Consider the following 21,764-nt stretch of genomic DNA (forward strand, 5'->3'; position numbering starts at 1 on the left):
ACGCGGCCAAATCACCCACCTTGCGGGACAAGCATCTCCGGCCGAGCTCAACATAATTGCGCGCTACGTCGAAGGGCGGTAATCCCCCCGAATTCGTTTTCCTTCCGTCGTACCGATGTCACAGCGGTTTCGATCATCATCGGCCCGCCTCCCCCTCGAACAATTCGACATGCGCGTCGAACACGCGCTGTTGACGCAGCAGCGCGTCGTCGAGGTGCGCGAGCAGCGCACGTTCCGCCGCGTCCGGGTCGTGCTCGACCAGTGCGTCGAGCACGCGCTGGTGCTGCGCGAGCGTCATCGCGCCCTCTTCCGGCTCGCGTGCCGTCACGTAACGCACGCGATCGATGGGCGCTCTGACCAAGTCGATCAATTGCAGGACCTTCGGCAGCCGAGCGGCCAATCCCACCGCCGCATGAAACCGGTTGTCGTGCCGTATCGCTTCCACCGGGTCGTCCCGCTCGATCGCGCGCCGGTGCACTTCCTGAATGTCGTGCAGGGTGTCGAGCTCGCGCGCCGTGATCAGTTCCGCAGCGCGGCGAATGCTCGCGCTTTCGAGCACCCGGCGAATCAATGCGCTTTCCGCGAACTGCTCGCGCCGCACCGGCGCGACGTAGGTGCCCGATTGCGCCGCGATCGTAACGAGCTCTTCGCGGCCAAGCCGCTGCAGCGCCTCGCGCACCGGCGTGCGCGAGACACCGAGCGTTTCACTCAACGCGCGCTCGAAGATCACTTCGGAGGGCAAAACCGCCATGGTGACGATCGCCTCGCGCAGCAGTTCGTACACCTGTGCGGACAGCGGCTGGGCGCGATTCAGAGAGACGGCGCGCGGCAGCACGCGGGCGATGAACTGCTCGGGATCGTTACGGTCGGTTTTCATGAGCCTTGGGCACGGACCCAAATCAAATAATCATTCTACGGGCTGGCGGCCGCGCGACTCTCGCGTTGGCCGTTTCGACGCACCCCACGGGCAAACCGCGCATCGAGCGGCATGCAGAAACTCCACCCACACCTACGTTCAACTAGTATATTAGTTACCCGGTGCAGGCCGTCAACCGGCTCGACCTTCTTGTCCCCTCGTGCGCCCCTCGAGCTTTCTCGCACCGCTGCGTTACGCGTGGACGTTCCAATCAGATCAAAAGGAGACAGCAAGTGCGTTCGTACCTCGCTTCCGCAGTTCTCGGATTGTGTCTCGTTGCCAACGGCGCCCCCCAGGCGCAAGCCGCCGCCAGCGGTACCGCTGCGATGAAGATCGCGCTGTCCAACAACTATGCCGGCAACAGCTGGCGCCAAACCATGCTGAAAAGCTGGGCCGAGGTGGCCGATCCGGCCGTCAAATCCGGCATCGTCGCGGCGGCGTCCACATTCACGACAGCGGAGAATCAGGCCACCGAGCAGGCGCAGCAAATCCAGAATCTGATCCTGCAAGGCTACAAGGCCATCGCGATCGATGCGGCCTCGCCCACCGCGCTCAATGGCGTGATCAAACAAGCATGCGCGGCAGGCGTGACCGTCGTCACTTTCGACGGCACGGCAACGGAACCTTGCGCGTACCGCATCGCCGTGGATTTCCATCAACTCGGCGCCATGCAAATCGACTACATGGCCAAGCGCTTGAACGGCAAAGGCAACCTGCTTGAAATCCGAGGTCTGGCCGGCGTATCGGTCGACGACGAGATTCACCGCGGCATCACCGACGAAATCAAGAAGTATCCGGGCTTGAAGATCGTCGGCTCGGTGCACGGCGACTGGACGCAGACGGTCGCGCAGAAACAGGTGGCCGGCATCTTGCCGACCCTGCCGAAGATCGACGGCGTCGTCGCTCAAGGCGGCGACGGCTTTGGCGCAGCCAACGCCATCAAGGAAGCCGGGCGCCCCACACCGATCATCATCCTCGGCAATCGCCAGGAGGAGCTCGCTTGGTGGGCGCAGCAGCGCAAGAACGGCGGCTACGAGACGCTCTCCGTAACCATCCCGCCCGGCTGCTCGACCTTTGCATTCTGGGTCACGCAGCAATTGCTGGCGGGCAAGAAGCTCCCGCACGATATCCGCATGCCGCTCATGGCCGTCACGGCCGACGAACTCGACGCCGTACTCGCGAAGACGCCGCCTGGCGGCATCGCCAACAAGCTGTACAGCCTGGATGAGGTGACGAAGATCGTCGACGCCAAATAGCCGCGTGCTGCCGGCGACGCCCGACGAACGAAACGCAGGAGGACGAATTGAAAGACGCTCATGCCCCCGGAGAGCCGCAGTCGAGAGGCGCGCCGACGGCTCTGATCACGCTGGAGGGAATCGGCAAGACGTTCGGCCGCGTGAAAGCGCTGGCCGACATCCGCTTCGAATTTCGATCCGGCGAATGCGTCGGCATTGCCGGCCACAACGGCGCGGGCAAATCCACGCTGACGGCCGTGCTCACGGGCGTCTTTCAGCCCGATGAGGGGACCATGACCGTCGAGGGCCGCGCAGTCTCGGCCTACGATCCGAATGCGGCCCGTGCCGCAGGCGTGCGCTGCGTGTTTCAGGAGTTGTCGCTCTGCGCGAACCTGAGCGTGGCCGAGAACATGTCGATCCTGCACCCGGAGCTGCGCGGCCGAGACTGGCGGCGCCGCGCCACGCGGCTCATGCTCGAGCAACTCGACGCGATTTTTCCCGGGCATGGCATGAAGGGGCAGGAACTGATCGCGGACCTCACGTTGACGCAGCGCCAGATGGTGGAGATCGCGCGCGCGTTCACGGTGGTCAGCGATCCCGTGAAGCTCGTGATCCTCGACGAGCCCACTTCGAGTCTCGACGCGCATACCGCCGCGCAGTTGCTCGCTTTCGTCGGAAAAGCGGGCGAGCGCGGCATCGCGACGATCTTGATCAGCCACATGCTCGGTGAAATCGTGCACGCGGCGCATCGCGTGCTGGTGATGCGCGACGGCCGCGTAGCCGCTGTGTTGCCGCGCGAGGCGATTACCCAAGACGCCATCGTTGCGGCGATGGGCCAGGACCTCGATGCGAGCGTCGTGCAAACAACGCGGCGCGAGACCGGCACGGGTAACACTGGCGCGACGCTCGCCTATAACTGGACGCTCGGTGCGGGTGCGAGGACCCGAATCGATGCCTCGCGTGGCGAAGTCATCGGCTTCGCGGGCCTCGCCGGCCAAGGGCAGAGCGAGGCCTTGCTCGCGATCTACGAGGCGGCTGCGAAAGGACACGAACGTGTGGCATTCGTGGCGGGCGACCGCCCGCGCGACGGCGTCTTTCCGCTATGGACGATCGCGCAGAATCTAGACATTCGCTGGCTGCTCGGCGCTCGCCGCACACCGAACCGCGAGATGAAGCCCTTCGCCCTGCTGCCGCGCATGATCGATCGCCGCGCGGCCCGCACCCTCGCCGCCGAATGGACGGAGCGCATCGGTGTACGCGGCGCCCCATCGAGCGCGGGCATTCTCTCGCTGTCGGGCGGCAACCAGCAAAAGGTGCTGTTTGCGCGCGCTCTGGCATCCGATGCACAGCTGATCCTGATGGACGACCCCACGCGCGGCGTCGATATCGGCACCAAGCGCGAGCTGTACCGGCTGGTGCGCGAGGAGGCCGCGCGCGGCCGCACGTTCATCTGGTACACCACCGAGAACGACGAGTTCGTGCACTGCAACCGCACCTACGTGTTCCGCGCGGGCCGGGTGACGCGATTGCTGCACGCCGACGAATGCAACGAGCAGTCGCTACTGGCGGCGAGCTTCGCAGACTTCGAGGAGGCCCCCGCATGAACTGGACGCTCGATCGCGCTACGCTGCGCGCGCTGCTGCCCGCCTTCTCGCTCGTGGCGGTGCTGGTGCCGATCTTCTTGCTGCAGCCCGCCACGTTCAGCTATTTCGGCGTCGGCCTGCTGCTCAATCTTGCGGTGCCGCTCGTGCTCGCCACGCTCGCGCAACTGGCGATCATCACCGCGAACGATCTCGATCTGTCGATTGGGCCCTTCGTGAGTTTGGTGGCTTGCATCGGAGCGACGGTGCTGGCGGACCGGCCGCTCGTCGGCATCGCCGCGCTCGCCGGTTGCGTGCTCCTGTATGCGGCCGTGGGCGCCCTCGTCGAATTCCGGCAGATTCCCTCCATCGTCGTGACGCTCGGCCTCTCGTTCGTGTGGAACGGGCTCGCCGTGTTGCTGCTGCCCACGCCGGGCGGCGCGAGCCCGACGTGGCTCACCTCGGTCATGGGGTACCAAACGCCCTTCGTCGCCGCGCCGATCCTCTGGTCGACGCTGATCGCCGTGCTAGTGCATCTGCTGCTGATGCGCTCTTCGTTCGGCGTGCGGCTGCGCGGCACGGGCGGCAACCCGCGCGCGATGCGGCGTTTCGGCTGGTCGCTCGTGCGCGGCAAGGCGCTGCTGTACGGCATCGCGGGAATCTTCGGCGTGCTCTCGGGGCTCTGCCTTCTCGGCCTGACTACATCCGCGGATGCCAATCTCGCGCTGCGCTACACGCTACTGTCGATTGCCGCCGTGATACTGGGTGGCGGCGAATTCATCGGCGGACGCGTTTCGGTGATAGGCGCGGTCATGGGTGCGACGACGCTCACGCTGGCAGCCTCGTTTCTCGCGTTTCTGAACGTGTCGCCGGATTGGCAGGTCGGTATGCAGGGCGCGATTTTGATCGTCGTGCTTTCTCTGCGCGTGCTGCTGCAACAACGGCGTGGAGGTCGGCGATGAGCGGCAACGATTCGGGTACCCGCACGGCCGCGACCGTGCAAGCGTCGGGCGGCGGATCGGTCGAGCCGCCCGTGGGGATCGATGTCGCGGCGCGGCTGCGCTCGCTGGAGACGCCCTGGCTATGGTCGTTCGCCGGTGCGCTGCTGGTATGGCTCGTCATTGCCGGCGTGTTCGGCTTCTCGATTGCCGGCAACGTCGCGGTCACCGCGCTCGTGTTCGCCGTTTTCATGGTGCTCGTCGGCCTCGGCCAGATGATCGTCATCACGGCCGGCCCCGGCAATATCGATTTGTCGATGCCTTCCGCGATCGTGCTGAGCGGCGTGTTGGGCGTGCAGTTGATGAAAGGCCGCGACGATTTGATCGTGCTGGGCGTGGCGGTCGCACTTGCGGTGGGCGTGCTCGTGGGCCTTGCGAACTATGTGCTGATTCGCGTCCTGCGCATCCCGCCTATCATCGCCACGCTCTCGTCGAGCTTCATCGTCCAGTCGATCGCCATCACGCAGAGTCGCGGCATGCCTGCCCCGCCCCATGCGCTGCAAGCATTCGCGAATGCGCGCTTGATCGGCGTGCCCGAGATCGCCTGGCTCGCGCTGGCGTTGTCGCTAGCGCTGGCGTTCGTGCTGCATCGAACCGTGTTCGGCCGCGCACTTTCGGCGCTCGGGCAAAACGCGCGGGCCGCGTGGCTCGCCGGCGTGCAAGTCGAACGCGTGCGCTGTGTGACCTATGTGCTTGCGGCGATCATCGCCGCATTGACCGGGCTGCTGCTAGCGGCCGTCTCGGGCGGCGCCGCGCTCGACATGGGCGTCGAATACATGTTGATCTCCGTGGCGGTCGTCGTGATCGGCGGCACCCAAGTCGCCGGAGGCAAAGCCACCGTGGCCGGCGTATGGGGCGCGTCGCTATTCCTGTATCTCACGAATGCAATGCTCAATGCGGTAGGCGCGGGCGCCGGCATACGTTCGATCGTCTATGGCGTGCTCATCATCGCGGTCGTCGTCGCGAGCGGACGCAAAGCGCGGCAGTGAGCGCCGCTTCGGCGCTTTCGACGGGCGCGATCAAGTCACTTCAGGAACAAGGATGAATTCAAACGAATACGAGGTTCACGATGCACGCTTTCGCGCGCTGCTTCAGCCGAACGCGCAGTTCGAAAAGCTCGCGGGCGGCTGCATGTGGGCGGAGGGACCCGTGTGGCTTCCGGCGGCTCAGTTGCTGGTGTGGAGCGACATCCCCAACAACCGTATGATGCGCTGGGTGCCGGGCATCGGCACGGGCGTGTTCCGCGCGAACTCGAACTTCAGCAACGGCAACACGCTGGACCGAGAATGCCGGCTCGTGAGCTGCGAGCACGGCACGCGCCGCGTCACGCGCACCGAGCACGATGGCCGCATCACCGTGATCGCGGACCGCCACGACGGCCGCAGGTTCAATTCGCCGAACGACGTGGTCGTGCACTCGGACGGCTCCGTTTGGTTCACGGATCCGGACTACGGCATTCTGGGCGACTACGAAGGCTATCGAGCGCCGAGTGAGATCGGTGCCTGTCACGTGTACTGCGTCGCGCCGGAAACCGGAGCGGTGCAGCGCGTGGCCGACGACTTCGCGAAGCCGAACGGCCTGGCGTTCTCGCCGGACGAAGCGCGACTGTATATAGCCGACTCCGGCGCATCGCATATCGAGAATGGCCCGCACCATATCAGGGTATTCGACGTCGCTGCGCACGGGCGCTTGCGCAACGGGCGCGTTTTCGCTGAAGTCGCGCCGGGTGTGCCGGACGGCATGCGTGTGGACGAGCACGGCAACGTCTGGACCAGCGCCGGCGACGGCATCCATTGCTATGCGCCCGACGGTACCTTGCTCGGCAAGATCCTCGTTCCCGAAACCGTAGCCAATCTCGTCTTCGGCGGGCCGCTGCGCAATCGGCTTTTCATCGCGGCAAGCACGTCTGTGTATTCGATCTATGTCGGCGTGCGCGGCGCTTATGCGGGAGGCCAGTGATGAACCCCGACAATCGACCCTGTGCACCGCAGCTTTCCGGCGCGTTGATTCTGCTCGATCCGCGCGACGACGTTGCGCTCGCGCGCGAACAACTGGTGCCCGGCGCGCCGCTCGACGCCGAGCATCGCGTCGCCGGGCTCATCCCTCCCGGCCACAAGGTCGCCGTGCGCGACCTCGCACCGGGCGCGCCGGTACGCCGCTATGGGCAGATCATCGGCTTCGCGAGCCGCCCGATCCGATGCGGGGAGCACGTCCATACGCATAACCTTTCGATGGGCGAGTTCGAGCGCGATTATGCGTTCGGCGTGGACGCGCACGAGACGCCGCGTGCTGCGCAGCGCGCGACCTTCGAAGGCATTCGTCGTGCGGACGGCCGCATCGCGACGCGCAACTATGTCGGCATTCTGACCACGGTCAACTGTTCGGCCACGGTCGCACGCGCGATTGCCGATCACTTCCGCCGAGACATTCATCCCGAGGCGCTCGAAGCATTCCCGAACGTGGATGGCGTGGTTGCGCTCACGCACGCACAAGGGTGCGCCATGGCCTCCGAAGGCGAGCCGATCGCCGTACTGCGGCGTACGCTCGCGGGCTATGCAAGGCATCCCAACTTCTTCGCAGTACTGATCGTCGGGCTCGGCTGCGAAACGAATCAAATCGATGCCCTTGTCGAGACGGAGCATCTCGAACGTAGCGCGCAACTCGCGACGATGACGATCCAACAAACCGGCGGAACGGCCCGCACGGTGGCCGCGGGCATCGAACGCGTGCGCGAGCTGCTCCCGCAGGCGAACCGTGTGACGCGCGAGCCGGTGGACGCGAGCCATCTGATGGTGGGGCTGCAATGCGGCGGCTCGGACGGTTATTCGGGCATTACGGCCAACCCCGCGCTCGGTTCGGCCGTGGACAGCCTGGTGGCGCACGGCGGCACGGCGATCCTTTCCGAAACGCCCGAGATCTACGGCGCCGAGCACCTGCTGACGCGCCGTGCCGCCTCGCGCGAGGTCGGCGAAAAGCTCGTCGCGCGGCTGCGTTGGTGGGAGAACTATTGCGCGCGGATGAACGCGAACATGAACAACAACCCTTCGGCCGGCAACAAGGCAGGCGGGTTGACGACGATCCTCGAAAAGTCGCTTGGCGCCGTGGCGAAGGGCGGCACCACGCAACTCGTCGAAACCTACGAATACGCAGAGCCGGTGCGCGCGAGCGGGCTCGTATTCATGGATACGCCCGGCTACGATCCCGTATCCGCGACGGGCCAGGTGGCCGGCGGAGCCAACTTGATCTGCTTTACGACGGGACGCGGCTCCGCTTACGGCTGCGCGCCGGCGCCCTCGCTGAAATTCGGCACGAACAGCACCTTGTGGCACCGCCAGCAAGAGGACATCGACTTGAACTGCGGGACCATCGCGGACGGCGAGCAGAGCGTCGAACAGGTCGGCTCGGCGATCTTCGAACTCATGCTCGCGACGGCATCGGGACAGCGCACGAAAAGCGAACGCCACGGCTACGGGCAGAACGAATTCGTGCCTTGGCAGTTGGGGGCGATTATGTGAGGGCGGCGGGGAGTTTTCTTACAGACGTCATCCGGGTGTGCCTTATGTCGTCGACGCCCAAGGCAATCATCTGTCCGGATTGGCGACCCGCGTGGTCATACCGCTACGCCGATTGGACCGGATGACCCCGGTACCGCTTCCGCCCGATCTGATTCCCGTGTTCGTCGTCGAGGGTATCGAGTGCATGCTCGATACCCCGACGCTCGCTGCAGTTCCACGAATTGCGTTGACCAAGCCGGTTAGCTCACTCGTACATCGGCAAGACGAAATCATATCGGCGCTGGAACGACTATTTGGCGGATGGTGAGTTCGCCGCGCAAGATCGCGCCCACCTCATCGACAAGACGAGGGGAGCGCGCCGGGCCTCAACGGCGCCGCTTCGTCAAGGTGACCGTCTCGAACAGCTCATACTCGCCCGTCGGCGCTTGATCCGCGCCGGGCGCATGGTAATAGTTCATCGTGATCGTGGTCTTGCCGCCGTGCTCGCCAGGGTCCACGTCGAACACCGCGATGCCATACCCCGTGCCGGTGTCGCGCTGCGCCGACCACACGGCATCTTCCACCGCATCGGCGGGCGCGCGCACGAAGGTGCCTTCGGTCTTGCCCGGTATCGGCCGGTTCGGCTTCGTGAAGACCTTCGCCTGCGGGTTGCCGGTACCCGCATCGACACCGTACACGTCGAGCGGCGCGCTCGTGCCGCCGCCGCCGAGAATCAGGTGAATCGTGCCGCGGCTCATGTCGAACGTATTGGCGCCTTGCTGCGCATGACGCACCGGTCGCGGCGTCAACGTGTCGACGCGCTCGCCGGTCGCGAGGTCGGTGCCCATGTGGCGGAAGCAGCCGCACACGGGATAGCTGCGTTCGTAATCGTGGTCGTGCCCGCAGAGCACGAGATCGACGCCGTAGCGCTCGAACAGCGGCAGCCACGCTTCGCGCAGCGCTTTGTCCGAACCGTTGCCGGTCTTCGACGAACTCAACGCGTCTTGATGCATCTGCACGACGATCCAGTCGATGTCACGATCGTCGACCGCGCGGCGCAGCGTTTTCTCGAGCCAGCGCGTCTGCTCGCCGTTGCTATAGCCGCGCACATAGAGCGAAGTACCGGGCTGGATCGGCGCGTTGCCCGTGCTTGCCGCCGGCACGAGCGGCGCCGGGCCCGCGACGAACGCAGCGGCGTCTTGATACACGATGTCGTCGGCATCTAGCGAGATGAACAGCACCGAACTCACCTGGAACGCGTACCAACGCCCCGGGAAACGGGTGCCGTTCTCGGGCAACGCATAGCGTGTCAGGTACGAATCGAGCCCCTGCGGACCATTATGAAACTCGAGCTCGTGGTTGCCGGGACACGGCATCCACGGGCGGTTCGCCGCGGACGTTTGATTGTTGTTGCCGAAGTCGCGCCACACGTCGGTTTGATGGGCAGGATTCAGGTTCGCGTAGCACAGGTCGCCGTTGAGCAAATGAAACAGCGGTTGGAAGCGCTCGACGGCTTCGACTGCGAAACGGCTTTGGGGCGACGACAAGACCCACGCGGTATTCGGCGTCGCGAGATCGCCGTAGCTCGTGAATCGAAACGGCTTGCGTCCGCGCGGCGCAGTGGTGAAGCTGGCCGTAAACGGGTTGCTCGTGCGGCTGCTGTTGTCCGCCGTCACTTCGTAGCGATAGGTCGTGTTCGGTTTCAATCCGCGCAGGGTCGCGTGGTACGCAAACACCACGACGCCGCTCAGTCCGTCCGTGTAGGTGCGCTGCACGGCATGCACCGTCTCGCTATGGCCGTGATCCGCGCCAAAGGTGACACGCGGGCGGACAGACGCAGCCTGCGACGCCCACGACACGACGACCTCACTGGTAGGATCCGCGCCCCACGTCAAATGGATTTGTTCGGGGGTACCGTCGGCAGCCGCGCTTGCGTCGGCCGCTTTCACAGCGGCGGTGAGTGCGCCGGCCGCGCCGGCGACCCCCGAGGCGCCGGCGAGCTTCAAGAAGCCCCGCCGCGATACACCGGCATTCGTTTCGGTCGAGGATGCGGCAGTCGTGTTCTTCTTCGTCATATCGTCTGTGCCTCACAAATGTTTGGGCCACGCGCGGGCCGACTCGCGCCTCTGTGAAACGGCGGAAGGCGTCGGTGCAGGCATTGGCGTGTCGGGGCGAGCTTCGAACGCAAGCAAACTCGGGCGGCCATTGCCCGGGTCGCTGATGCGTAGAGGCCATGCGTCGCACGCATGGAGTGCGGCAACGATAGCTGCGGCGAATGAAGGTTCGATGTCAGCCTCGTTGCAAGGGCGAGCGGCCGTCCCACGCCCGGGCTGCGCTCACGCACCCTCGCTTTGTCGAGGCGTCATGGCATGCAAGGTCGGGCGACCTCGCGCAGCTTGTTGCACGGCTTACAACTGATCAGGTAATAGTTACGGATAGTTTCAATTTGCAAGATAAAGCGTCGGGCGCCAAATGTATTCTTCGCATCACAAACAACACGAGTGGGGTGGGACATGAACGGCATCCGTAAGGCCATGCTTTCGGCGGTGTGCGCATCGATCGCGCTGGCGGCGTGCGGTGGAGGCGGCGGCGGCGGCGGCAGTACGCCGACCGGTACCGTCAACGTTCAAATGACCGATGCGCCCTCGTGCGGCTTCGACCACGTGTATGTGACCGTGAGCCAAGTGCGCATCAACGCAAGCTCCAGCGCCGGCGACAACGATGCGGGCTGGACGACGATCACCCCCGCCGCACCGCAAAAAGTCGATCTGCTCGCGCTGACGAACGGCGTCATGTCCACGCTCGGTCAAGCCACGCTGCCGGCGGGTCATTATCAGCAAGTGCGGCTCGTGCTCGCACAGAATCAAGGCAACACGGCGGCTAACTCCGTCGTCGTTTCCGGGACGACCACCGAACAAGCGCTGGCAACACCGAGCGCCACGCAAAGCGGTTTGAAGATCATCCGCCCGTTCGACGTGGCCGCGAACACGACCGTCGACCTCGTGCTCGACTTCAACGCCTGCAAGTCCGTGGTCCAGCAGGGTAACGGATCGTACGCACTCAAACCCGTCATCACCGCCACTCCCACCAACGTCGCCGGAACGATCGACGGCTATGTCGCCCCGCCGCAAGCGGGCGCCGCGGTATACGCCGAGCAGAACGGCAAAGTGCTGGGCGGCACGCTGGCGGACGGCACCGGCCATTTCCTCTTCTCGACCCTGGTCCAGAGTTCGACCAACGGCAATTACGACATCGTGATCGCGCAACCGAACGAGACGACCGGGATCATCACCTCGGTGCCCGTCGTCGTTGGGGCGACGACGCACGTTTCCACGGCGAGCCAACCGATCACGCTACCCGCATCGACAATGAACACGATCAGCGGGACGGTGACCGCGTCGGCGGACGCGAGCCTGCGCGGTCTTCAGACGGTGTCGGGAGCCGTCTATGAGATCGGGTCGGCGAACGCCAATCTGGACACGGGCGCCTATACGATGAGCTTGCCGGTCGCCGCGCCGATGATCGGCAGCTACAGCAACGCGCTGCCCATCGCATTGACCGCCGTGGCGGCATCGGCGGGTCAATACACAGTCGAAGCCGATGCAGCTTCCGGCGCGACGCAATCGAGCGCGGTCAACATCGCGACTGGCAGCCAGAGCAATGTGAATTTCTCGTTCTAGCAACCGCATCGTCCACCTTGGGGGCACGCGCTGCCCCCTTCCTTCTCGGGGAAATCGTGAAAAGACTCATCATCGTTTTGGCGCTCGCCTCCAATGCGCTCACGGCCTGCGCCGTGTACGTGCCGGATGAACCGGGCGTAGTGGTGCGGCCGCAGGGCGGACCTGGCAACGGCTTTTGCCCGCCCGGCCAGGCCAAGAAAGGAAACTGCTGATCGGCTGTGACAGAAACGGGCTTGCGGCGAGGCCGGCCGAAGGCCTCTGCCGTAACGCCGAGCCGTAGCGGTGCATCCAGATGCTCGCGGCGAGTGCGTGCGCTCGAACTGCGTGCATCAAAGGCACTAACCTAGGGCATACGTGCTTGGATCCGCCTGCGTGTCGCGCGACCCATGAAGGTGCGCAACGCCCCATCTGCGCTCGTTCCGCCCAAAATACAAGCAGCAATTCCCGCGTTTGGTACGCTTCTTGCGTTCTGCGCCTATTTTTTTGCGCGCAACCAAACCATGAATGAGCTGAGATCGGGCGCCGATACGCTGTTCCTCCTGTTAGGCGCCACAATGGTGCTCGCGATGCACGCCGGATTCGCCTTCTTGGAACTCGGCACGGTCCGTAAGAAGAACCAAGTCAACGCGCTCGTCAAAATTCTCGTCGATTTCGCCGTATCGACGATTGCCTACTTCTTCATCGGCTACACGATCGCATACGGCATTCAATTCTTCGGCAATGCCGCGACGCTCGCACAGCGCAACGGCTATGACCTCGTGCGGTTCTTCTTTCTGCTGACGTTCGCCGCCGCGATCCCCGCGATCGTCTCGGGAGGCATCGCCGAACGCGCCAAGTTCAACCCGCAGCTTTGCGCCACATTCGTTCTGGTGGGCTTCGTCTACCCGTTCTTCGAAGGGATCGCCTGGAACGGCCGATTCGGTCTGCAAAGCTGGCTGGCCGCGACGTTCGGCGCGCAGTTTCATGATTTCGCCGGCTCGGTCGTCGTGCATGCGTTCGGCGGCTGGGTCGCACTGCCCGCCGTGCTGCTGCTCGGCGCCCGACGCGGGCGGTATCAACGCGACGGGCGTATCGCAGCACATCCGCCGTCCAATATTCCATTCCTCGCCTTAGGCGCTTGGGTACTGGCGGTCGGGTGGTTCGGCTTCAACGTGATGAGCGCGCAGACGCTCGACAAGATCAGCGGGCTCGTCGCGGTCAATTCGCTGATGGCGATGGTGGGCGGCACGATCGCCGCCTGGCTTGCCGGACGCAACGACCCGGGCTTCGCCTATAACGGCCCGCTGGCGGGACTCGTCGCCGTTTGCGCCGGGTCCGACATCATGCATCCGATCGGCGCACTCATCACCGGCGTAATCGCGGGCGCCCTCTTCGTCCACATGTTCACCTGCGTGCAGAACCGCTGGCGCATCGACGACGTTCTCGGCGTCTGGCCGCTGCACGGACTGTGCGGCGCCTGGGGCGGCATCGCCGCGGGTATCTTCGGCATGACCGCGCTCGGTGGCGCGGGAGGCGTCTCGCTCGTCGCGCAAATCATCGGCACGCTCGCGGCCATCGTCATTGCCACGGCGGGTGGTGCGCTCGTCTACGGCGTGCTGCGGGCGACGGTCGGCATTCGGCTCGACGACGAAGACGAATTCGACGGCGCCGACCTATCGATCCACAAGATCAGCGCCACGCCCGAACGCGAAACGGTGGCATAGGGCCGTTCGCGCGCGCCGCCACGCGCGGCGCCGCGCCGACTCGCACCATGCGACGTCGGCGCGCGAGCGGCGGGTGCGCCGCGCTCGCGTTCGGCCACCTTCCTCGGCCACCTTCCTCGGCCGCCTTCCTCGGCCGCCTTCCGCAGCCACGAACCTCAGCCGTCTTCGCCCGCCGCACGTTCCCCTTCCAGCCGACGATCGGTCTCCCGGCGTTTCAAACGCGCCTCGTTGCATCCCAAATTATTAATGCTAATCGTTCTCATTTGCATTTATAATCACGACCGCAGTCCAAACCACGCAGCCGCGTAACAAGAGCGCCCGCCGCAGCCAGAACGGGCGCCGCGATCGACACAGGGGGTTTTTATGCTGACCAAGACGCCGCTTGCGCGCGCGCTCAAGCTTGCACTCGCGCTACACGTCACGGCGCTTCCGCTCGCCGCACATGCTCAAGCTTCATCGGCTCGCGCCACTCCCAGTGGCCCGCCGCGCGCCGACACCGCAGCCACGACCGGCGACACGGCCGCCGCCAAGCAGGCAAAGACGGACCCCGGCGCCTCGCCCGTCGCGACGTTGCCCGCGGTCAAAGTCGGCGGCAACGCTCTGCACAACGACTTCCACAGCGAAACTTCCACCGTCGGTGCGAAAACGCCCACCGCGCTGCGCGACATCGCGCAATCGGTCACCGTCATCAACCAAGCGCTGATGAGATCGCAAGGGGCAACGTCGTTCCAAGACAGCTTGCGCAATGCGCCCGGCATCACGATCGGCGGCGCCGAAGGCGGCCAGATCGGCAACAACATCAATTTGCGCGGCTTCACGGCGCAAAACGACATCTATCTCGACGGCTTTCGCGATCGCAATCAGTACTATCGAGACACGTTCGACCTCGAATCGATCGAGGTCTTGTACGGCCCCTCCTCGATGCTGTTCGGCCGCGGCTCGACCGGCGGCGTGATCAATCAAGTCAGCAAGCGGCCCACACTGAAAGCTTCGGGCGAGATCTCCACGACGCTCGGCACGAACGATCGCTACCGCACCGCGGTCGATCTGAACCGCCCGCTCACGGATACCGCTGCCTTTCGCATCGACGCCTTCGGCCAGTCGCTCGGCTCGACGCGCGACGAAATGAAGAGCAAGGACTACGGCATTGCGCCGTCGATTCGCTTCGGAATAGGCACGCCCACCGAAATCACGTTGTCCGCGCTGATTCAGCACAACTACGACATGCCCGACTACGGCGTGCAATCGATCGACGGGCACCCATTTGCGCCGTCCATGCACACGTATTACGGCCTGACCGACGATCGAACGATCCAGGACGTCCAAACGCTGACGGCGCGCATCGAGCACAAAGTCTCCGATGCGCTCTCGCTGTCGAATCAAACGCGCTTCTCTCATTCGATGACGGACGCGCGCGAAACCGCGGCAGCCAAAGTGCTCACCGGGCCGCTTTCCAGCAGCACCGCGCTTTCGAACGGCAACTACACGAGCCTGCCGCTCGAAGCGCTCTACGTGCAGTTGGCCAGTCACGACCGCGTGATCGAGAATCACTCGCTGTACAACGACACGATGGTTCGTTATCGATTCGACACGGGGTCGATCGGCCACGACTTGATCGCGGGCGCCGAGATCGGCCACGACAGCTACGGCAATCAAGCCTATACGCGCAATCACATGCCGGTCGTGTCGCTGGTCGACCCCGTATATATGGCTACGCCTTCGAACGTCACGCAAGCAGCCGGCAACCGTGCCGATTCCGGCGCCACCTCGCTGGCGGCATATCTGAACGACACGATCTCGATCGGACAGCACTGGAAGCTCATCGGCGGTGTCCGCTGGGATCGCTTTCAAGCGCACATCCGCAATACCGTCAACGCGCCGGCTTATGCGGCGCAAACCAACTACTTCACGAGCGTGCGCGGCGGGGCGATCTATCAGCCCACCGAGTGGCAGTCCTACTACTTCTCGTACGGCACCTCGTTCGACCCCTCGCTCGAAGCGCTAACCGTCACCAATCTCACGCAAAACCTCGCGCCCGAGCATACGAAATCGTATGAGATCGGCGGCAAGTGGGATTTGCTCAGCGGCAAGCTTTCACTCACCTCGGCGTTGTTCCAGCAGGAAAAAGACAATGCGCGCACGCAAGTGTCCGCAACCGAATACACGCTGCAAGGCGACATTCGAGTTCGCGGCTACCAAGCCGGCGTCACAGGTCATCTCTCGCCGAACTGGCAGGTGTTCGGCGGCTATACGTACATGAACGCGGTCATTCTGCGAGCGGCAGACGGCACACAAGGTCACGTGCCGGCCAATACGCCGCGCAATACCTTGACGTTATGGACCGCGTACAACCTCACGCCGCATTGGGAGATCGGCGGGGGCCCCACTTATATGTCGGCGCGCTATGCGGCGAATACGAACTACGTTCAGGTGGGCGGCTATACGCGCTGGGATGCGATGGCCGCGTACCACGCGAAGCGATGGGATGTGCGCTTGAACTTGCTGAATCTGACGAACAAGTTCTACTACGACGCGCTGATTCAGTCGGACGGCGGCCGCTCCGTGCCGGGCGTCGGCCGCACGCTGCTCGCCACGCTCGAATATCGGCTTTGATGAAAGCGGCCGCCACGTGCACGGCGCGCGCTCTACCCGCGCGTTCGTTCGCTAGGCGGCTTCCGAGGAAAGGAACACCATGCTGCTGAACATACCGGGCGTGTTGAACGCCGAGCAACTACGAATCGTGCGCAGCCGGCTAGAGGGCGCGGGCGACGCATGGGTGGACGGCCGTGCAACCGCGGGCTATTCGGGCGCACCGCTCAAGCGCAATCGACAACTCGCGGAGCATTCGCCGATCGCGCGCGAACTAGGCGATGCCGTGCTGGCCGCGCTCGAGCGGCATCCGTTGTTCATCAGCGCCGTGCTGCCGAATCAGGTCTACCCGCCGCTGTTCAATCGTTACGAAGCGGGCATGACGTTCGGCAATCATGTCGACGGCGCCGTGCGCTTGCTTCCGAACGGCGTCAAGCTGCGCACCGACGTATCCGCCACGCTGTTCCTGTCCGCGCCCGAGGAATACGACGGCGGCGAACTCGTGATCGAGGACACCTACGGCGCGCACGCCGTGAAGCTGCAGGCGGGCGACCTCGTGGTCTATCCGGCCACCAGCGTCCATCGCGTGACGCCCGTCACGCGCGGCGTGCGCGTCGCCAGCTTCTTCTGGGTGCAAAGCCTCGTGCGCAGCGACGCACAGCGCGCCCTGCTCTTCGATATGGACAACGCGATTCAACGCCTGAACGCAACCGAAGCGGACGAGATCGCGCGACGCGATCTGGTCGGCTGCTATCACAATCTCTTGCGCCTCTGGAGCGAACCATGACCGTCTCCGAAGCCCCCCCACCGCTGCGCGTAGTTCACTCCGGCATGGCAGAACCACGCTCGAAGCGCGGCCGGCGCGCCACTTTCATCAAGTGGCTGCGTCACGTGCATGGCTGGGTCGGACTCTGGGGCGCGGCCCTCGGCATGCTGTTCGGCGTCACGGGGTTCGTGCTCAACCATCGCGCGGAGCCGCTGCGGATTTCGACCGGCGCCCCACGGGTTTCGACCGTGCAGGCGAAATTGCCCGACCCGGCGCCGGCAACGCCGCAGGCGCTCGCGGCTTGGCTGCGCGAGCAATACGCCTTGACCGGGCGGCTCGGCCGCATACAGCACGAACCCGCGCATCGCGTTTCATGGGGTGCGCACGACGCGATGCAGCCCGAGCACTGGCAACTGATGTTTTCGGCGCCGAACGAAAACGTCATGGCCGAGTATTGGATGGGCAACGATTTCGTCACGCTCAAACGCAGCGAAAACGCATTCGTCGCCACGCTGGTGAATCTGCACCGGGGCGTCGGGCTCGGCGTGGGGTGGGTGCTGCTGATCGATACGATCGCCGGTTCGCTCGTATTGTTGTCGCTAACGGGCGTATTGCTCTGGACACAGTTGCATCGAACGAAGACGCTTGCCGTCGTGCTCGTGTCCGGTTCGCTCGCGTTGGCCATCTGGGCGGGACTCGCATGAGCGCCCGGCCCGGAACAGCACCGCAGTGGCAGCATCGTCCCACGCTCGCGTCCGCGCATGCGGGCCGCGGGCGTGCCGCTAGCGTAGCCGTATGGAGTGCATCGGTGCTCGCGCACGGCGCGGCGCTCGTCGCCCTCGCGAGCCACTTCGAGCCGAAGCAAGCGGACATACCACCCGTCGTTCCGCCTGTCTCGATCGAAGTGGTCGCTCCGGCGCAACCGAAACCGTCGCTTGCACCCGCGCCCATCGCGCAACCGCCCGCGCCTGCCGCACCCGCGGCACGCGAGCGCACGCGTCAAGCAACGCCGCGTCCATCGCGTCCTGCAGTCCCCCCTCCCCCCGCGGCCGCCGCGCCGTCGCCTTCGGCGGCGCCTGTTCAGAACGCACCATCGGCACAGCCCGCGCCCGCCACGCCGGCGCCGGCCGCCCCGAGCGCCGCTTCAGCCGTGCCTGCGCCGGCTCCGGAACCGGCCGTGACGCCGCCGATCGGCAACGCCGCCTATCTGAACAATCCGCCGCCGCGCTATCCCCAATCGGCGCAAGAAGAAGGCTGGGAGGGACGCGCCGTGCTGCGCGTCCACGTCGACGCCTCAGGACATCCCGTCGGCGTGCAATTGCATGCGTCGAGCGGCCATGACGTGCTCGACAAGGCCGCACTCGCCGCCGTTCGCCAATGGACCTTCGTCCCCGCCAAACGCGGCGCGGCCCCCATCGACGGATGGGTCGACGTGCCGCTCGATTTTCGTCTGAATTGATTCACGTTCGAAGGAGTACTTCATCATGTCCGAACTCGCCGCCGCTTCCATCGCCCACATCGCGCTATGGATCTTGCTCGCCTTCTCCGTGGCTAGCTGGGCGCTGATCATCCTCAAAACGCTGCAAGCGGTGCGCGCCGGCCGTGCCGATCGCCGCTACGAGCGCTCGTTCGAGCAGGCTAGCGATCTAGCGGCCGCCGCGCGCACGAGCGAAGCGGCCGCGCCCCACAGCCCGAAGGCGCAAGTGGCCTCTGCGTTTTTCGCAGCGCTGGCCCTCGCGCCCGCGTCGCACGCGATCCAAGTCGTGCAAGCGCAAGAACGAGAGCCGCGCCGCGACCACCAGGAGCGTTGCGAACGTGCGCTCGCCCAGCGTATCCGCCAAGCGCGTCGCGCATCGGAGAAAGGACTGGCCGTGCTCGCGTCGATCGGCAGCACGGCGCCTTTCGTCGGTTTGTTCGGCACGGTGTTCGGGATCATTCACGCGTTGAGCGCCATCTCGCATCGAGCGTCCGCGAGCATCGACGTCGTCGCGGCGCCGATCGGCGAAGCACTCGTCGCCACCGGTGTGGGCATCGCCGTGGCCGTGCCGGCCGTGCTCGCGTACAACTTCTTCGTACGCCGCGGCAAGTCGCAGAACGCCGACCTGGACGACTTCGCCAACGATCTGCTCGCGCTTGCCGAGCATCGCGGTTTCATGCTTCGCGCCGAGCAGCGTCAAGGCGCCGCGGGCGCATCGGCCATGCCGGTTCGCGGGGAAATCGCGCGGGAGGCGCTCGCATAATGGCCTTCTCGACTCAATCGGATGAGGACGACGTCGTCAGCGAAATCAACATCACGCCGCTCGTCGACGTGATGTTGGTGTTGCTCGTCGCCTTCATCGTCACCGCGCCGCTGCTGAACAATGCGATCCGCGTCAATTTGCCCAAGACCGACGCCACCGCGAGCGCGCCCGAGCGCCCGGTAACCGTCAGCGTCGACAAAGACGGCAATGTCTTCATCGACAAACGCCGCGTCGCCCCCGAAGCGCGCGATGCCGAATTCGCGCGACTGCATGCTCGGCAACCCGCGGCGCCCGTCACTTTGCAAGGCGACGAAGGCACGCCATACGGCAAAGTCGCGAAAGTCCTGGCGGCGCTCCAACGGGTGGGCGTGGTAAAGCTCGCGGTGTTGACGGCGCCGGTGCAGTAAAATACGCCCTTTCTCGAAACCATCAACGACATGTCCCTCGCCTCCACCCCCGAGATCATCGCCGAGCTCAAAGCCGGCCGGATGGTGATCCTCGTCGACGAAGAAGATCGCGAAAACGAAGGCGATCTCGTGCTCGCGGCCGATTTCGTCACCCCGGAAGCGATCAATTTCATGGCGCGCTACGGTCGCGGCCTGATTTGTCTGACGCTGACGCAAGAGCGCTGCAAGCAATTGAACCTGCCGCTCATGACGTACCGAAACGGCACGCAATACGGAACGGCTTTCACCGTCAGCATCGAAGCGGCGGAAGGCGTCACGACCGGCATCTCGGCGGCCGATCGCGCCCGCACGATCGCCACCGCCGTCGCGCACGACGTGCGGCCGGAGCAAATCGTGCAGCCGGGGCACGTCTTCCCCATCATGGCGCAGCCCGGCGGCGTGCTCGTGCGCGCGGGACACACCGAAGCCGGCTGCGATCTGACGGCGCTTGCCGGGCTCACGCCGGCGGCCGTGATCTGCGAGGTCATCAAGGATGACGGGACCATGGCGCGCCTGCCGGATTTGATCGAGTTCGCGGCGCAGCACGGCCTGAAGCTCGGCTCGATCGCCGATTTGATCCACTATCGCAGCCGCACCGAGTCGATCGTCACGCGCGTCGCCGAGCGCACGATGCAAACGGCGCACGGCCCGTTTCGCGCGATCCTCTATCAGGATCGGCCGAGCGGTTCGCCACACCTTGCTCTCGTGCGCGGCACGCCCACGCCCGACACCGAAACGCCGGTGCGCGTCCACGAGCCTCTATCGGTGCTCGATCTGCTCGAAGTCGGCACCTCCACTCATTCGTGGACGCTCGATGCCGCGATGAAGGACATCGCGCGGCGCGACCTGGGCGTGATCGTCATGTTGAACTGCGGCGATACGAAGGATCACCTGATCGACGTGTTCAAGGCGCTCGACGAGGAAGAAAAAGCGGCGCAGCTCAAGCGGCGGCCCGTCGACTTCAAGACTTACGGCGTCGGCGCCCAAATCTTGCGCGAACTGGGCGTCGGCAAAATGCAGGTGTTGTCGAATCCGCGCCGGCTCGGCAGCATGTCGGGTTACGGCCTCGAAGTGACGGGTTTCGTGCCGATGCCGGGCGCGAGCGCCCAGCCTGGCGCATAATCGCACGCGAGCGCCTCTCCCCCACTTTCTACGGACCTCCAAATGGAAATCGGACAATACCAACCGAATCTCGACGGCGACGGCCTGCGCATCGGCGTCGTGCAATCGCGCTTTAACGAACCCGTCTGCAACGGTTTGGTCGACGCCTGCATCGAAGAGCTCGAGCGCCTCGGCATCGCCGGCGAAGACGTCCTGCTCGTCACTGTCCCAGGCGCGCTCGAAATTCCGCTCGCCTTGCAAAAGCTCGCCGAAAGCGGTCAGTTCGATGCGTTGATCGCGCTCGGCGCCGTGATCCGCGGCGAAACGTATCACTTCGAACTCGTTTCGAACGAAAGCGCGGCGGGCGTCACCCGCATCGGGCTCGACTTCGGCATTCCCGTCGCCAACGGCGTGCTGACGACCGACACCGACGATCAAGCCGTCGCCCGCATGACCGAAAAGGGCCGCGACGCCGCACGCGTGGCTGTCGAGATGGCGAATCTGTCGGTCGCGCTCGAGCAACTGGGCGGCGATGAGGACGAAGACGAAGAACAAGAGGACGAGGCATGAAGAGCGCCCGTCGACGTTCCCGCGAACTGGCCACGCAGGGGTTGTACCAGTGGCTGCTGTCGGGCGCGCCCGCAGGTGAAATCGACGCCCAGCTGCGCGGGGCGCAAGGCTTCGACAAGGCCGATCACGAACACCTCGATGCGCTGCTGCACGGGGTGATCCGCGAAAACGAAGCGCTTTCGGCCGATCTGGTACCGTGCCTGGACCGTCCCATCGAGCAACTCTCGCCCGTCGAACGGGCGGTATTGCTCGTGGCCGCGTTCGAGTTCAAGCATCACGTCGAGATTCCGTATCGCGTCGTCATCAACGAAGCCGTCGAGCTCGCGAAAACATTCGGCGGCTCGGACGGCTACAAGTACGTCAATGGCGTGCTCGACAAGCTCGCCTTGCAATTGCGGGCCACGGAAGCACAGGCAGGCCGGGCCAACCGCTGAACCCCAGCCGGT

The 21,764-nt window shown here is 65.0% G+C and carries 21 protein-coding genes; 19 read left to right on the forward strand and 2 right to left on the reverse strand.

All coding sequences use genetic code 11. From position 1 onward, the window contains the following. Positions 1-136: 136 nt before the first annotated feature. A complete protein-coding gene (locus QQS38_RS22870; RefSeq protein ID WP_479647632.1) occupies positions 137-877 on the reverse strand; it encodes a GntR family transcriptional regulator in 741 nt (246 codons plus the stop codon). Between the two features lie 365 nt (positions 878-1,242). Between QQS38_RS22870 and QQS38_RS22875 the strand changes: the two genes are divergently transcribed. The 7 genes from QQS38_RS22875 to QQS38_RS22905 are packed head-to-tail and all read left to right on the forward strand — an operon-like array spanning position 1,243 to position 8,551. Then, positions 1,243-2,172 carry a substrate-binding domain-containing protein gene (locus QQS38_RS22875; RefSeq protein WP_479647682.1) on the forward strand — a complete coding sequence of 310 codons (930 nt, stop codon included), beginning with the start codon at positions 1,243-1,245 and terminating at the stop codon, positions 2,170-2,172. 47 nt (positions 2,173-2,219) lie between these two features. Beyond that, entirely contained in the window at positions 2,220-3,755 is a 1,536-nt protein-coding gene (locus tag QQS38_RS22880; protein WP_479647633.1) for an ATP-binding cassette domain-containing protein, read from the forward strand. Next, entirely contained in the window at positions 3,752-4,693 is a 942-nt protein-coding gene (locus tag QQS38_RS22885; RefSeq protein WP_479647634.1) for an ABC transporter permease, read from the forward strand. The genes QQS38_RS22880 and QQS38_RS22885 overlap by 4 nt, the downstream gene beginning before the upstream one ends. Further along, positions 4,690-5,718 (forward strand): ABC transporter permease, encoded by a 1,029-nt coding sequence (locus QQS38_RS22890; protein WP_479647635.1) that lies wholly within the window; start codon positions 4,690-4,692, stop codon positions 5,716-5,718. The genes QQS38_RS22885 and QQS38_RS22890 overlap by 4 nt, the downstream gene beginning before the upstream one ends. 52 nt (positions 5,719-5,770) lie before the next feature. Continuing rightward, positions 5,771-6,688, forward strand: coding sequence for an SMP-30/gluconolactonase/LRE family protein (locus QQS38_RS22895; RefSeq protein ID WP_479647636.1), 918 nt, complete (start codon positions 5,771-5,773; stop codon positions 6,686-6,688). Continuing rightward, the gene (locus QQS38_RS22900) at positions 6,688-8,244 is read left to right on the forward strand and encodes a UxaA family hydrolase (protein ID WP_479647637.1); all 1,557 of its coding nucleotides are present in this window, start codon (positions 6,688-6,690) and stop codon (positions 8,242-8,244) included. Before QQS38_RS22895 ends, QQS38_RS22900 begins: the two co-directional genes overlap by 1 nt. A 37-nt stretch (positions 8,245-8,281) precedes the next feature. Next, positions 8,282-8,551, forward strand: a complete 270-nt coding sequence (locus QQS38_RS22905; protein WP_479647638.1) for a CcdB family protein — start codon at positions 8,282-8,284, stop codon at positions 8,549-8,551. A gap of 58 nt (positions 8,552-8,609) precedes the next feature. Here QQS38_RS22905 and QQS38_RS22910 read toward each other — a convergent pair whose 3' ends face one another. Then, positions 8,610-10,298 (reverse strand): purple acid phosphatase family protein, encoded by a 1,689-nt coding sequence (locus QQS38_RS22910; protein ID WP_479647639.1) that lies wholly within the window; start codon positions 10,296-10,298, stop codon positions 8,610-8,612. 438 nt (positions 10,299-10,736) lie between these two features. On the opposite strand from QQS38_RS22910, the gene QQS38_RS22915 reads away from it, so the two are divergent. From QQS38_RS22915 to nusB, 12 genes are all read left to right on the forward strand, one after another. Further along, positions 10,737-11,903 carry a DUF4382 domain-containing protein gene (locus QQS38_RS22915; protein ID WP_479647640.1) on the forward strand — a complete coding sequence of 389 codons (1,167 nt, stop codon included), beginning with the start codon at positions 10,737-10,739 and terminating at the stop codon, positions 11,901-11,903. A 56-nt stretch (positions 11,904-11,959) separates the two neighbouring features. Continuing rightward, on the forward strand, positions 11,960-12,115 hold the full coding sequence (locus tag QQS38_RS22920; RefSeq protein WP_479647641.1) for a hypothetical protein: 156 nt from the start codon (positions 11,960-11,962) through the stop codon (positions 12,113-12,115). A gap of 288 nt (positions 12,116-12,403) precedes the next feature. After that, positions 12,404-13,606 (forward strand): ammonium transporter, encoded by a 1,203-nt coding sequence (locus tag QQS38_RS22925; protein ID WP_479647642.1) that lies wholly within the window; start codon positions 12,404-12,406, stop codon positions 13,604-13,606. A gap of 363 nt (positions 13,607-13,969) precedes the next feature. Continuing rightward, positions 13,970-16,219 (forward strand): TonB-dependent receptor, encoded by a 2,250-nt coding sequence (locus tag QQS38_RS22930; protein WP_479647643.1) that lies wholly within the window; start codon positions 13,970-13,972, stop codon positions 16,217-16,219. Between the two features lie 79 nt (positions 16,220-16,298). Further along, positions 16,299-16,982 carry a Fe2+-dependent dioxygenase gene (locus QQS38_RS22935; RefSeq protein ID WP_479647644.1) on the forward strand — a complete coding sequence of 228 codons (684 nt, stop codon included), beginning with the start codon at positions 16,299-16,301 and terminating at the stop codon, positions 16,980-16,982. Beyond that, complete coding sequence (locus QQS38_RS22940; protein ID WP_479647645.1) at positions 16,979-17,665, forward strand: PepSY-associated TM helix domain-containing protein; 687 nt, start codon at positions 16,979-16,981, stop codon at positions 17,663-17,665. The genes QQS38_RS22935 and QQS38_RS22940 overlap by 4 nt, the downstream gene beginning before the upstream one ends. Continuing rightward, positions 17,662-18,420, forward strand: a complete 759-nt coding sequence (locus QQS38_RS22945) for an energy transducer TonB (protein ID WP_479647646.1) — start codon at positions 17,662-17,664, stop codon at positions 18,418-18,420. Before QQS38_RS22940 ends, QQS38_RS22945 begins: the two co-directional genes overlap by 4 nt. 25 nt (positions 18,421-18,445) lie before the next feature. Further along, positions 18,446-19,201 carry a MotA/TolQ/ExbB proton channel family protein gene (locus QQS38_RS22950; protein WP_479647647.1) on the forward strand — a complete coding sequence of 252 codons (756 nt, stop codon included), beginning with the start codon at positions 18,446-18,448 and terminating at the stop codon, positions 19,199-19,201. Continuing rightward, the gene (locus QQS38_RS22955) at positions 19,201-19,608 is read left to right on the forward strand and encodes an ExbD/TolR family protein (protein WP_479647648.1); all 408 of its coding nucleotides are present in this window, start codon (positions 19,201-19,203) and stop codon (positions 19,606-19,608) included. The genes QQS38_RS22950 and QQS38_RS22955 overlap by 1 nt, the downstream gene beginning before the upstream one ends. Before the next feature lie 30 nt (positions 19,609-19,638). After that, positions 19,639-20,769 carry a bifunctional 3,4-dihydroxy-2-butanone-4-phosphate synthase/GTP cyclohydrolase II gene (ribBA, locus tag QQS38_RS22960; RefSeq protein WP_479647649.1) on the forward strand — a complete coding sequence of 377 codons (1,131 nt, stop codon included), beginning with the start codon at positions 19,639-19,641 and terminating at the stop codon, positions 20,767-20,769. 42 nt (positions 20,770-20,811) lie between these two features. Continuing rightward, positions 20,812-21,318, forward strand: coding sequence for a 6,7-dimethyl-8-ribityllumazine synthase (gene ribH / locus QQS38_RS22965; RefSeq protein ID WP_479647650.1), 507 nt, complete (start codon positions 20,812-20,814; stop codon positions 21,316-21,318). Then, entirely contained in the window at positions 21,315-21,752 is a 438-nt protein-coding gene (nusB, locus tag QQS38_RS22970) for a transcription antitermination factor NusB (RefSeq protein ID WP_277430067.1), read from the forward strand. The genes ribH and nusB overlap by 4 nt, the downstream gene beginning before the upstream one ends. Positions 21,753-21,764: the final 12 nt, after the last annotated feature.

The sequence above is a fragment of the Trinickia sp. Z7 genome (assembly GCF_056498045.1).

Excerpts from the sequence above, each read along its gene's own strand:
- QQS38_RS22955 (WP_479647648.1), top strand. The coding sequence starts at position 19,201 with ATGGCCTTCTCGACTCAATCGGATGAGGACGACGTCGTCAGCGAAATC.
- QQS38_RS22895 (WP_479647636.1), top strand. The coding sequence starts at position 5,771 with ATGAATTCAAACGAATACGAGGTTCACGATGCACGCTTTCGCGCGCTG.
- QQS38_RS22870 (WP_479647632.1), bottom strand. The coding sequence starts at position 877 with ATGAAAACCGACCGTAACGATCCCGAGCAGTTCATCGCCCGCGTGCTG.
- QQS38_RS22945 (WP_479647646.1), top strand. The coding sequence starts at position 17,662 with ATGAGCGCCCGGCCCGGAACAGCACCGCAGTGGCAGCATCGTCCCACG.
- nusB (WP_277430067.1), top strand. The coding sequence starts at position 21,315 with ATGAAGAGCGCCCGTCGACGTTCCCGCGAACTGGCCACGCAGGGGTTG.
- ribBA (WP_479647649.1), top strand. The coding sequence starts at position 19,639 with ATGTCCCTCGCCTCCACCCCCGAGATCATCGCCGAGCTCAAAGCCGGC.
- QQS38_RS22915 (WP_479647640.1), top strand. The coding sequence starts at position 10,737 with ATGAACGGCATCCGTAAGGCCATGCTTTCGGCGGTGTGCGCATCGATC.
- ribH (WP_479647650.1), top strand. The coding sequence starts at position 20,812 with ATGGAAATCGGACAATACCAACCGAATCTCGACGGCGACGGCCTGCGC.
- QQS38_RS22900 (WP_479647637.1), top strand. The coding sequence starts at position 6,688 with ATGAACCCCGACAATCGACCCTGTGCACCGCAGCTTTCCGGCGCGTTG.
- QQS38_RS22910 (WP_479647639.1), bottom strand. The coding sequence starts at position 10,298 with ATGACGAAGAAGAACACGACTGCCGCATCCTCGACCGAAACGAATGCC.
- QQS38_RS22875 (WP_479647682.1), top strand. The coding sequence starts at position 1,243 with ATGAAGATCGCGCTGTCCAACAACTATGCCGGCAACAGCTGGCGCCAA.
- QQS38_RS22925 (WP_479647642.1), top strand. The coding sequence starts at position 12,404 with ATGAATGAGCTGAGATCGGGCGCCGATACGCTGTTCCTCCTGTTAGGC.
- QQS38_RS22930 (WP_479647643.1), top strand. The coding sequence starts at position 13,970 with ATGCTGACCAAGACGCCGCTTGCGCGCGCGCTCAAGCTTGCACTCGCG.
- QQS38_RS22885 (WP_479647634.1), top strand. The coding sequence starts at position 3,752 with ATGAACTGGACGCTCGATCGCGCTACGCTGCGCGCGCTGCTGCCCGCC.
- QQS38_RS22890 (WP_479647635.1), top strand. The coding sequence starts at position 4,690 with ATGAGCGGCAACGATTCGGGTACCCGCACGGCCGCGACCGTGCAAGCG.
- QQS38_RS22935 (WP_479647644.1), top strand. The coding sequence starts at position 16,299 with ATGCTGCTGAACATACCGGGCGTGTTGAACGCCGAGCAACTACGAATC.
- QQS38_RS22940 (WP_479647645.1), top strand. The coding sequence starts at position 16,979 with ATGACCGTCTCCGAAGCCCCCCCACCGCTGCGCGTAGTTCACTCCGGC.
- QQS38_RS22950 (WP_479647647.1), top strand. The coding sequence starts at position 18,446 with ATGTCCGAACTCGCCGCCGCTTCCATCGCCCACATCGCGCTATGGATC.